The 11,895-nt window shown below is 70.7% G+C and carries 7 protein-coding genes; 6 read left to right on the forward strand and 1 reads right to left on the reverse strand.

Annotated elements, in window-relative coordinates; all coding sequences use genetic code 11:
* The first annotated feature begins 102 nt into the window (after positions 1–102).
* The gene (locus H9641_RS16805) at positions 103–2,559 is read left to right on the forward strand and encodes a GH36-type glycosyl hydrolase domain-containing protein (RefSeq protein ID WP_191805579.1); all 2,457 of its coding nucleotides are present in this window, start codon (positions 103–105) and stop codon (positions 2,557–2,559) included.
* A gap of 126 nt (positions 2,560–2,685) precedes the next feature.
* Here the strand turns inward: H9641_RS16805 and H9641_RS16810 are convergent, their stop codons facing one another.
* Complete coding sequence (locus tag H9641_RS16810; RefSeq protein ID WP_191805580.1) at positions 2,686–3,477, reverse strand: exodeoxyribonuclease III; 792 nt, start codon at positions 3,475–3,477, stop codon at positions 2,686–2,688.
* A gap of 125 nt (positions 3,478–3,602) precedes the next feature.
* Here H9641_RS16810 and H9641_RS16815 point away from each other — a divergent pair, with 125 nt between their 5' ends.
* The 5 genes from H9641_RS16815 (at position 3,603) to H9641_RS16835 (ending at position 11,845) form a co-directional block, all read left to right on the forward strand.
* Positions 3,603–4,370 carry an SDR family NAD(P)-dependent oxidoreductase gene (locus H9641_RS16815; RefSeq protein ID WP_191805581.1) on the forward strand — a complete coding sequence of 256 codons (768 nt, stop codon included), beginning with the start codon at positions 3,603–3,605 and terminating at the stop codon, positions 4,368–4,370.
* A 61-nt stretch (positions 4,371–4,431) separates the two neighbouring features.
* Positions 4,432–5,016: an orotate phosphoribosyltransferase gene (pyrE, locus tag H9641_RS16820; RefSeq protein ID WP_056652610.1), complete on the forward strand. Its 585-nt coding sequence runs from the start codon at positions 4,432–4,434 to the stop codon at positions 5,014–5,016.
* Positions 5,017–5,053: 37 nt separating this feature from the next.
* Positions 5,054–5,788 carry a hypothetical protein gene (locus tag H9641_RS16825; protein ID WP_191805582.1) on the forward strand — a complete coding sequence of 245 codons (735 nt, stop codon included), beginning with the start codon at positions 5,054–5,056 and terminating at the stop codon, positions 5,786–5,788.
* 145 nt (positions 5,789–5,933) lie between these two features.
* On the forward strand, positions 5,934–6,530 hold the full coding sequence (locus H9641_RS16830; RefSeq protein WP_191805583.1) for a LemA family protein: 597 nt from the start codon (positions 5,934–5,936) through the stop codon (positions 6,528–6,530).
* 245 nt (positions 6,531–6,775) lie between these two features.
* Positions 6,776–11,845 carry an HtaA domain-containing protein gene (locus tag H9641_RS16835; RefSeq protein ID WP_191805584.1) on the forward strand — a complete coding sequence of 1,690 codons (5,070 nt, stop codon included), beginning with the start codon at positions 6,776–6,778 and terminating at the stop codon, positions 11,843–11,845.
* The last annotated feature ends 50 nt before the right edge of the window (positions 11,846–11,895 follow it).

Raw genomic sequence — 11,895 nt, forward strand, 5'->3', positions numbered from 1 at the left:
ACCTCGGAGGCTCGGACACAGGTCCGCGGCGCCACGACGCGCCGCGGACCGGCCCACCTCACCACCTCCCACCCCACCTCACCGACAGGAACCGACCCGACGATGCGTTACGGCCATTTCGACACAGCTCGCGACGAGTACGTCATCGAGCGCCCCGACGTCCCCGTCTCGTGGACGAACTACCTGGGCACCAAGGACTTCTGCACCGTGCTCTCGCACAACGGCGGCGGATACTCGTACTACAAGTCGGCGCAGACCGGCCGCATCTCGCGGTTCCGCCAGAACGGCGTCCCGCTCGACCGCCCGGGGCACTACGTCTACCTGCGCGACGAGGCCGACGGCGACTACTGGTCGGTGTCGTGGCAGCCGGTGGGCAAGCCGCTCGCGGCCGACGGCGACCCGATCGACCCTGCGGGCGGTGCCGGTCGGTGGACGACGCGCCACGGCCTGAGCTACTCGACGTTCGAGGCGCAGTACAAGGGCATCGACGCCCAGCAGACGATCTTCATCCCCCTCGACGACGACGTCGAGATCTGGGACGTGCGCCTGACCAACACCACCGACGAGGTCCGTGAGCTGACCGTCGGGTCGTACGTGGAGTTCTCCTTCCACACGATCACGATCGACAACCAGAACCTGCAGATGTCGCTCTACTCGACGGGGTCGTCCTACGAGGACGGCATCATCGAGTACGACGCGTACTACGAGCCGTGGACGTTCCACTACTTCGCGTCGAGCGAGACGCCGTCGTCGTACGACTCGCTGCGCGACAACTTCATCGGCCCCTACCGGTCCGAGGCCAACCCGATCGCGATCGAGCGCGGGCACGGCTCGAACGAGAGCGCGACGACGCAGAACCACTGCGGTGCGCTCCAGCACAAGATCACGCTCCAGCCGGGGGAGACCAAGCGGCTCGTCTACATGCTCGGCTACGGCTCGCGCGCCGAGGCCGGCCGGGCGATGCAGGCCAAGTACGCGGACGTCGCGACGGTCGACACCGAGCGCGCCCGCCTGGCCGCCTACTGGAAGGCCAAGCAGGACAAGCTGCGCATCCGCACGCCCCACGAGGGCATGAACACGATGATCAACTCGTGGACGCTGCTCCAGGCGGAGACCTGCGTCGTGTGGTCGCGCTTCGCGTCGTTCGTCGAGGTCGGCGGACGCAGCGGCCTGGGATTCCGCGACACGGCCCAGGACGTCATGAGCGTCATCCACACCAACCCGACCAAGACGCACCAGCGCATCGTCGAGCTCCTGCGGGCCCAGACGGAGGCCGGCTACGGTCTGCACCTGTTCGAGCCCAAGGCGTTCGACCCGGACGCGCCCAAGCTGCCGAACGTCCCGTCCCCGACGATCGTCCCGACGCCGGACCCCAAGGACCTCATCCACGGTCTCGAGGACACGTGCTCGGACGACCACCTGTGGCTCGTGCCGTCGGTCGTCGAGTTCGTCAAGGAGACCGGTCGCCTGGAGTTCCTCGACGAGGTGATCCCGTTCGCCGAGGGCACGCCCGCCACGGTGTACGAGCACCTCAGGCGCGCGCTCGACTTCTCGAGCCAGCAGGTCGGTCAGAACGGCGTGGCCCTGGGTCTGCGCGCCGACTGGAACGACTGCCTCAACCTGGGTGGCGGCGAGACCTCGCTCGTGACGTTCCTGCACGCGTGGGCCATCCAGGCGTTCCTGGAGCTCGCACGGCACCGTGCTGCGGCCGGGGACGAGAGCGCGGCAGCGGACGTCGCCAAGTACGAGGCCGAGCTCGAGCGCATCGCGAAGGTCGCGGACTCCCAGCTGTGGGACGGCGCCTGGTGGATCCGCGGCTACACGCGCGACGGCGTGAAGATCGGCTCGAACGACAACGACGAGGGCAAGATCTTCCTCGAGCACCAGGCATGGCCCGTCATCGCGGGCATCACCACCCAGGAGCGTGGCGAGGCGTCGATGGACTCGGTGCGCGAGCTCCTGGGCTCGGAGTACGGCAACCACCTGAACTGGCCGGCGTTCACCAAGGTCGACGACACGGTCGGGTTCGTGACGCGCGTGTACCCGGGCATCAAGGAGAACGCGGCGATCTTCTCGCACCCGAACGCGTGGCCCATCATCGCCGAGGCCATGCTGGGCCGCGGCGACGAGGCCGTGCAGTTCTACGACGCGATCCTGCCGTACAACCAGAACGACAACATCGAGGTCCGCGGGGCCGAGCCCTACGCCTACGTGCAGTTCCTGTACGGCCGCGACCACGAGTGGTTCGGCAAGGCGCAGAACCCGTGGCTCACGGGCACCGCGGGCTGGATGTACACGGCGGCCACCAAGTACATCCTCGGTGTGCGCCTGGCCCTCGACGGTCTGGTCGTGGACCCGTCGATCCCCAAGGACTGGGACGGTTTCGAGGTGCGCCGTGAGTGGCGTGGCGCGGTCTACGAGATCGAGGTCCGCAACCCCGACCACGTGTCGAAGGGCGTGCGGTCGGTGACGCTCGACGGCGTCGAGCTCGACCCGACGCAGCCGATCCCGGTCCAGCCGGAGGGCTCCGAGGTCACGGTCGTCGTGACGCTGGGCTGAGTCGCCCTCAGCTGCCGAGAACGGGGTTGTGGTCGTTCTGAGTCTCAGAACGACCACAACCCCGTTCTCGGCACCGGGGGTTCTCGGTACCTGGAGCGGCCCGGGGGCCGCCTGGGGGCACGGCGCTCAGTCCGCGAAGTCCACGATCACGGGAACGTGGTCCGAGGCGCCCTTGCCCTTGCGCTCGTCGCGGTCGATCTCCACGCCCGTCGCGCGGGCCCGCAGCGCGGGGGACAGGTAGGCGAAGTCGATCCGCATGCCCTGGTTCTTGGGGAAGCGCAGCTGCTGATAGTCCCAGTAGGTGTACTTGTGCTCCTCGGGGAAGAACTCGCGCGTGACCTCGGTGTACCCGGCCTCGGCGAACGCCGCGAACGCCGCCCTCTCGGGCGGGGACGTGTGCGTGTGCCCCGCGAACACGGCCGGGTCCCACACGTCGGTGTCGAGCGGCGCGACGTTCCAGTCACCGACGAGCGCGACCTGCGCCGCAGGATCGGCCGCGAGCCAGCCCGCGGCCTGGTCGCGCAGGTTGCCGAGCCATTCGAGCTTGTACGGGTAGTGCGGGTCGTCGAGCCCGCGCCCGTGCGGCACGTACAGGCTCCACACGCGCACGCCGCCGCACGTCGCGCCGATCGCCCGGGCCTCCAGGTGTGGCTCGGCCCCGAAGTGCGGTTGCGTCGCGAAACCCGTCTCGACGTCCTCGATCCCCACGCGGGACACGATCGCGACCCCATTCCACTGGCTCAGCCCGAAGTGCGCGACCTCGTACCCCGCGGCCTCGAAGACCTCGTGCGGGAACTGGGCGTCCTTGCACTTGGTCTCCTGCAGCGCGAGCACGTCGGTGCCCGAGCGCTCCAGGAAGGCCACCGCACGCTCGGCGCGGGCTCGGATCGAGTTGATGTTCCAGGTGGCGAGTCGCATGGCGCCCAGGCTAGCCGGGGCGACCCACGCCCGGTGCGGGCGGACGGCGGGCCGGCGGCCCGAGGTGCGTGGCGCCGTCGGGCACGGGGGTCCCCCGACCGCCGCGCGCCCCCTAGGCTGGGCCCATGGCGACTGCACTGATCACCGGCGCGAGCGCCGGCCTGGGCCTCGAGTTCGCGTGGCAGCTGGCCACGGCCCGTCACGACCTGGTCCTCGTCGCGCGCGACGCCGAGCGCCTCGAGCGCGTCGCGGCGCAGATCCGCGCGGCTGCGGGCGTGCGGGCCCAGGTGCTCCCGGCGGACCTCTCGGTGCCCGACGACGTCGCGCGCGTCGCAGCACGTCTCGCCGTGGTCGACGAGGACGAGGCAGGGCAGCGACCCGTGGGCCTGCTCGTCAACAACGCCGGCTACGCGGTGCACCAGCGCTTCGTGGGCGGGGACGTCGACGCCGAGGTCAAGGCGCTGGACGTCATGGTGCGCGCGGTCCTGGTGCTCTCGCACGCCGCAGCGGGCCAGATGACCGAGCGCGGGCGCGGCGCGATCCTCAACGTCGCGTCGGTCGCGGCGCTCACGGCGAGCGGGACCTACTCGGCCGCCAAGGCGTGGGTGCGGACGTTCACCGAGGGGCTCGCGGTCGAGCTGCGCGGGACGGGCGTGACGGCCACGGCCCTGTGCCCGGGGCTCACGCACACCGAGTTCCACGAGCGGGCCGGGATCGACTACACGCAGCTTCCCGAGGTCGCGTGGCTCAACGCGGACCGGGTCGTCGCGGCGGCCCTCGCGGACGTGCGCCGCGGCGTCGTGATCTCGACGCCCTCGCTGCGGTACCGGCTGGCGTCGGGGCTGCTCAAGGTCGCGCCGCGTGCTGCCGTGCGGGCGTTCGAGGGACGCTGACCGGTCTCGGGTCGCGGTCGCGGGCGGAGGACGGGCCCGCTGGAACGTTAGCCTTGACCCCATGACCGACACCTCCACGCACCTGTCCCCGACGCCCCGCGAGCAGCTCCGCGACCTGATCGCCGAGCTGGCGATCGTGCACGGGAAGGTCACGCTCTCCTCGGGCAAGGAAGCCGACTACTACGTGGACCTGCGTCGCATCACGCTGCACCACCGCGCGGCACCGCTCGTCGGGCACGTCCTGCTGGACCAGCTCGAGGAGGCCGGGCTGGGGACCGCGGAGGTCGACGCCGTGGGCGGTCTGACGCTGGGTGCTGACCCCATCGCGACCGCGCTGCTGCACGCCGCGGCCTCGCGGGGCCAGGACCTCGACGCGTTCGTGGTGCGCAAGGCCGCCAAGGCCCACGGGATGCAGCGTCAGATCGAGGGGCCGGAGATCGCGGGGCGCCGCGTCGTCGTCGTCGAGGACACGACGACGACGGGTGGCTCGCCCATCACGGCGATCGAGGCGGCGCGGGCAGCGGGGGCCGAGGTCGTGGGCGTCGCGACGATCATGGACCGCGACACGGGTGCGCGCGAGAAGATCGAGGCGCTGGGCGTGCCCTACTTCTCGATCTTCGGTCTGACGGACTTCGACCTCGCCTGAGCAGGCCTGAGCAGGCCTGAAGGGGGAGGGGCAGGGCATGACCTGGTTGGCCTGGGTCGTCTTCGTCCTCGTGGACCTCGTCGTGGTCGGCCTGATGTACGTGTTCTGGCGGGCCGGCAAGGCCCGCAGGCGCATGTTCGAGGCGTGGGCCGCGCGCCACGGGTGGAGGTACGCGGACCTCGACCGCGACCTCGCGAAGCGCTGGAAGGGGACACCGTTCGGGGCGGGGCACGCCCGCAAGGCGACCGAGGTCCTCGCGGGGCAGTACGCGGGCCGCCCGGCGCTGTCGTTCACGTACGTCTGGACGGTGGGCGGTGGCAAGAGCGAGACGACGCACACCGCGCACGTGGTCGTCCTGTTCCTCCCGGTGTCGCTGCCCACGCTCGAGCTGACGCCCGAGGGCTTCGGGACCCGGGTCGCCAAGGCGTTCGGCGGGCAGGACATCCAGCTCGAGTCGGAGGACTTCAACCGGGCTTGGCGCGTCGAGGCGAGCGATCTCCGGTTCGCGCACCAGGTCCTGCACCCGCGCCTGATGCACCGTCTCCTGGAGCCGGACTTCGCGCGCCGCAACGTGCGGATCGAGGGCGACGCGATCCTCGGGTGGACGGGCGGCCGGACGGTCCTGGACAACGTGCTTCCCCTGATGTCACGGCTCGCGGTCGTGGCCGACGCGATCCCGGACCACGTCTGGCTCGACCGGGGGGCGGTGCCGCCGCGTCGTCAGGGCGAGCCGCCCCGTCCTGCTCCGATGCGGGGGACGCCGGCGCCCTGACGCGTCGGTCCTGCGCGGGGTGCACCCCGCTACGATGCACCTACCTTCCGCGTCGCCCGACGACGTCGCGCACCTCGGTCCGTCGGGTCCGGTCGTGCGGTCGTCCGGGTCGAGCGGTCCGACCAACTCAGCCCAAGGGGGCAGCATGTCAGGCGGCATCATCGCCTTGATCGTCATCGGCGCCATCGTCCTGATCGTTCTCTTCTGGGCGGTCGCGCAGTACAACGGCTTCGTCCGGCTGCGGAACCTGGTGCAGGAGTCGTGGCGTCAGATCGACGTCGAGCTGCACCGACGCCATGACCTCATCCCGAACCTGATGGAGACCGTGAAGGGGTACGCCGCGCACGAGCGGGGCGTCTTCGAGCAGGTCGCCGCGGCGCGTTCGGCAGCGGCGGGACCGGTCTCCGGTCCGGCGGACCAGGCGGCCAAGGAGAACCAGCTGACGCAGGCGCTCGGTCGGCTGTTCGCGGTCGCCGAGGCCTACCCGCAGCTCCGTGCCAGCGAGAACTTCGGTCAGCTCCAGGCCGAGCTGACGAACACCGAGGACCGCATCGCGGCCGGTCGTCGGTTCTACAACGCGAACGTCCGCACGCTGAACACCAAGGTCGAGACGTTCCCGCCGAACGTCATCGCGAAGATGTTCGGCTTCCAGCGGGCCGAGTACTTCGAGGTCGACAACCCGGCGGTGCGCAACGCGCCGCGCCTGGACTTCAACGGCAACGGCCCGATCCTCGACCGCTGAGGTCGAGGATCGGCCGCGACGTGCGGCACGGACGGACGAGGGGCGGTGCGCCAGGGGCGCGCCGCCCCTCGGCGCGTCCCGGTCCGACGGGCGTCTGAGACGAGGGTGTGACTCCGACCACAGGAGATAAGGTAATCCTTGCTTTGGTGAGGCACGCCTTATATGGTCCACAGGGCGATGGTCGAGAGACCTGCCGCCCTGACGCCGCCATCGCGGGCGGCCCACGAACCATCACGGGAGACCGAGTGCTCATCACGCAACGAGGAGGGCGCCGTCGCGCTCTCGCCTCACTCCTGACCGGAGCGCTCGTCGCCGGTCTCGCAGTCGTCGGGGTAACTCCCGCCAGCGCCGCGGACACCGTCACGGTGTCGGGCGGCAGCGCCACCTGGAACCTCAAGGACAGCTGGACCGGCTACGTCGGCGGTGCGGGGACCATCACGCCCGCGCTGACCAACGGCAAGTCCGTGTACTCGCCCGCGAGCGGCAGCATCGACCCCGTGACGGGCGTCGGCGCGCTGCGCTTCGGTGGATCGACCAACTACAAGGCGCACGGCGGCGTCCTCGACATCACGGTCGCCGACCTGCGTCTCGCGATCAGCTCGCCGACGACCGGCGTCCTCACCGCGGACGTCACCACGGCCGCCGGGTTGGCAGACGACGTCAAGGTCGCCGACGTGGCCGTGAGCACGGCCCGCGCGGGCGACACGCTCACCGTCACGGCGAACGGGGCCCTGTCCAGCGCGTTCGGTGCGCTCGACGGCAACTTCTCCGACTACGTCGGCCAGCCGATGTCGACCTTCACCGCCACGCTCGACGCGCCGCTCCCGGTGGCGCCGGCCGCACCGACGACCACGACGCTCGCGGTCGCCCCGGTGGGCACCTCGGTCGAGGGGACCGCGGTCGCGCTGAGCGCGACGGTCGCCCCGGCCGCAGCGGGCAGCGTCGAGTTCCTCGACGGAGCCACGTCCCTGGGCACGGCCACGGTGTCCGACGGCGCCGCTCGCCTCGACGTCGCGGCTCCGGCCGTGGGGGAGCACGCCTACTCGGCACGCTTCACCCCGGCCGACGCCGCCGCGTTCGTCGCCTCGACGTCCGCGTCCACCGCGCACACCGTGACGGCCAAGACCGTCGACCCGCCGGCTCCGGTGGCTGACCCCAAGGTGACGGTCACGCCGAGCGCGGATGTCGACCCTGCGGTCGAGAACACGTTCACGATCTCGGGTACGGGGTTCGTGGGTGCCGGCGCGAAGAACGGTGCTTACGTCCTGCTGGGCGAGTCGTCGATCTGGAAGGGCGAAGGACCGCTCCTGGCCGAGGGCTGGTTGCAGCAGGTCTACGTCCGCTCGATCGTCGACGGCGCGTTCACGACCACGATCACGGTCCCGGCGGGCTCGTTCGACGCCACGAAGGAGTACGTGGTCGCGACGTCGGCTGCGCACGCCCTCTCGGTCACGGATCGTTCGCTCGACACGTTCACGCCCGTCACGTTCAAGGGCGAGGAGCCCACGGCTCCGGTGTTCGAGCCTGCGATCGAGGTCTTCGCTGCTGATGGTGTGACGCCGCTGGGCGACACGCTGGTCGGTCCGGGTGACGCGATCGTGGTGAAGGGTTCCGGTTTCGATCCGGCGGCGAACGTCGGTGGTCGTGGGGCGCCGATCCCGGCGAACCTGCCGCAGGGCACGTACGTGGTGTTCGGCTCGTTCGCGGACGAGTGGCAGCCGTCGACCGGTGCGCCGACGACGGCTCGCAAGGTCGGGCCGCAGGCGTGGGCCCTGGCGGAGTCGGTGCTGGACCAGGTCCCGCCGGCTTTCCAGGGGACGATCCGCAAGCAGTGGGTCGACATCGCCGAGGACGGCTCGTTCACGGCGACGCTGACGCTGGCCGAGCTCGAGGCGATCGAGGGCGGCTCCTTCGGGGTCTACACCTACGCGGCCGGTGGCGTGAAGAACGCCGCTCAGGAGCTCGCGTACCCCGTGAGCTTCACCAACGACCCGGCTCCGGTGTTCGAGCCTGCGATCGAGGTCTTCGCTGCTGATGGTGTGACGCCGCTGGGTGACACGGTGGTGCGTCCGGGTGACGCGATCGTGGTGAAGGGTTCCGGTTTCGATCCGGCGTCGAACGTCGGTGGATACGGCAACCCGATCCCCAACACCCTGCCGCAGGGCAACTACGTCGTGTTCGGCAGCTTTGCCGAGGCGTGGCGCCCGTCGGAGGGCGTGGCGAGCTCGGCACGCAAGGTCGGCTCGCAGGCATGGGCGCTGTCGGAGACCGTGCTGAACCAGCTCAGCCCCGCGAACCAGTCGATCATCCGTGGCCAGTGGGCCGACATCGCCGCTGACGGCACGTTCACGGCCAAGCTCACGCTGAAGGCCCCCGCGGCTCTCGAGGGTGGCCGCTACGGCGTCTACACCTACGGTGCTGGTGGCGTGAAGAACGCCGACCAGGAGCTCTCGGTCCCGGTCAGCTTCACCGAGACGCCGGCTCCGTTGACCGTGACCCCCGGCTCTTCCTCGATCGAGCCCGGCGACAAGCTCACGCTGACCGTCGCGGGTCTCGCGACGGGGGACAAGGTGTCCTCGGTCCTCCTGGGTGATGAGTCCGCAAGCTTCGTCGTGAACGGCGACTCGGTCGTCGTGACGGTGCCGACCGACCAGACCTCCGGTGACCTCACGGTGACCGTCACGAGCGTGCTCGGTGCCACGGGGACGGCGACCGTCACGGTCGTCGGCAAGCCGGTGGTTCCGGTGGCTGACCCGAAGGTGACGGTCACGCCGAGCGCGGACCTCGACCCTGCGGTCGAGAACACGTTCACGATCTCGGGTACGGGGTTCGTGGGTGCGGGTGCGCAGTACGGCGCGTACGTGCTGCTGGGCGACGCGTCGATCTGGTCGGGCGAGGGTCCGCTGGTCGCGTCGGGTTGGCTCGGTCTGAAGTGGGTGTCGCCGGCTCAGGTCGTGGACGGGAAGTTCACGACGACGATCAAGGTCCCGGCGGGCACGTTCGACGCCTCGAAGGAGTACGTGGTCGCGACGTCGGCCGCGCACGGCCTGTCGGTCACGGACCGCACGCTCGACACGTTCACGCCCCTCACGTTCAAGCCGGTGGTTCCGGTGGCTGACCCGAAGGTGACGGTCACGCCGAGCGCGGACCTCGACCCTGCGGTCGAGAACGTGTTCACGATCTCGGGTACCGGGTTCGTGGGTGCGGGTGCGCAGTACGGCGCGTACGTGCTGCTGGGTGACGCGTCGATCTGGAAGGGCGATGCCCCTCTGGTGGCTGATGGTTGGCTCGGCCTGCAGTGGGTGATGCCGGCTCAGGTCGTGGACGGGAAGTTCACGACGACGATCAAGGTCCCGGCGGGTTCGTTCGACCCGGCCACGGAGTACGTGGTCGCGACGTCGGCCGCGCACGGCCTGTCGGTCACGGACCGTTCGCTCGACACGTTCACGGCGCTGTCCGTGAAGCAGCCCGGGAAGGACGCGGAGGCGACGAGCACGACGCTGCGTGCTTCGTCGGCGAGCATCGTCGAGGGCACGGACGTGGCGTTCACCGCGACCGTCGCACCGGCTTCGGCCGAGGGCGTGGTTCGCTTCGTCGACGGCTCCAAGGACCTGGGCTCCGCTGCGGTGAAGGACGGCGTCGCGGTCTTCGCGGCGAGCGACCTCGCGGTCGGTCCGCACTCCGTGACCGCCGTGTTCACCCCGACGGACAGCACGTCCTTCCTGACCTCGACCTCTGAGGCGGCGACCGTCACGGTCACGGCCAAGCCCGTCACCCCGCCCCCCGCGGGTGCGGCAGGCAGCCTGCAGTGGGGCGTCAAGGAGTCGTTCCGGACGTACATCGCGGGCCCGATCGCCCAGGGAGGCGTGACGACCTCGAACGGCGCGACGGGGGCCGCGACCGGTCTGTACTCGTTCCCGCAGTCCGCGACGAGCTCGTTCGACACGGCCTCCCGCAAGGGCACGGTCGACTTCGCCGGAACCGTCCGGTTCACGGGACACGGCGGCATCCTCGACGTCCGCCTGAGCAACCCGCGCGTCGTCGCGACCGGCGACAAGGCGACACTGGTCGCGGACGTCGACTCGAAGGACATCGAGGGCGGTTCGTTCGTCCAGTCCGGCGTGACGGTCGCGACGCTCGACCTGGCCGCCGCAAAGGTCACGACCGGGAACGGCACGACGACCTATGCGAGCGTCCCCGCGGCCCTCACCGCAGCAGGCGTCCCGGCGTTCGGTGCGTTCTACACGGCCGGTGACGCGCTCGACCCGGTGACCTTCACGGTCGGCTCCGCCGTCGAGAACCCGGGCACGACCCCGGGCGAGAGCTCGGGCAACACCGACGGCTCGGGCACGCAGCAGGACCCCGCCAAGGCGACGCTCTCCGTCTCCCAGGCCGCCCCCGGCGACCAGGTCACGATCAGCGGCATCGGGTTCGGGGCCAACGAGGCAGGTCTGCGCGTCGAGGTCCACTCCACCCCGCAGGTCCTCGCCACGGGCATCACGGCCAACGCCGGTGGTGCGGCCACGTCGACCGTCACGATCCCCAAGGATCTCCCGGCGGGCGAGCACACGCTGCTCCTCATCGGCGCGAACCACACCGCGTCCGCGGCCATCACGGTCACGGGTTCGAGCACCTCGGGCAGCGGTTCCGCCGCCCAGCAGTGCTACGCGCAGGGTGTCAACGGCGCCACGCTGACCTGGGCCGTGAGCGACAAGTTCCGCGCGTACATCGCGGGGCCGATCGCCAAGGGTGCCGTCTCGGCGAGCGGTGCCAAGGACAACGGCTCCACGACCACGTGGAGCGGCGGCAAGGGGTCGTTCAACACGGACCTGGGCAAGGGGCGCGCCTCCTTCGCAGGCTCGGTGCACTTCACCGGTCACGGCGGCATCCTCGACCTGCAGATCTCCAACCCGCGGGTCCAGGTCAACGGCGGAAGCGGCACGCTCGTCGTCGACGTCGTCAGCAGCGACATGGAGGGCAACAAGTCCACGAGCAAGGGCGTCGCGTTCGCGAACCTCGACCTCTCGGGCAAGAAGGCGACCTCGGGCACCACGATCACGTGGACCGGCGCGCCGGCCACGCTGACGGCCGCGGGCGCCAAGGCGTTCGCGGGCTTCTACGAGGCAGGGACCGCACTGGCCCCGGTCACGTTCAGCTTCCCGATCGGTGGCGACGTCGAGTGCGACACGTTCTCGGGCCTCGCGGCCACGGGGTCGGACGCCGGCAACGCCACGGCACTCGCGGTGATGCTGCTCCTGAGCGGCGCGGGCCTGCTCGCGGTGAGCAAGCGCCGTCGGGCACGCGCGACCGCCTGACGCACGAGCCGCACCACGAACGGCGGGCGGGCCGGGACCTCTCCAGGTCC

The sequence above is a fragment of the Oerskovia merdavium genome (genome assembly GCF_014836755.1).
In the GTDB taxonomy this organism is placed as follows: Bacteria; Actinomycetota; Actinomycetes; order Actinomycetales; family Cellulomonadaceae; genus Oerskovia; species Oerskovia merdavium.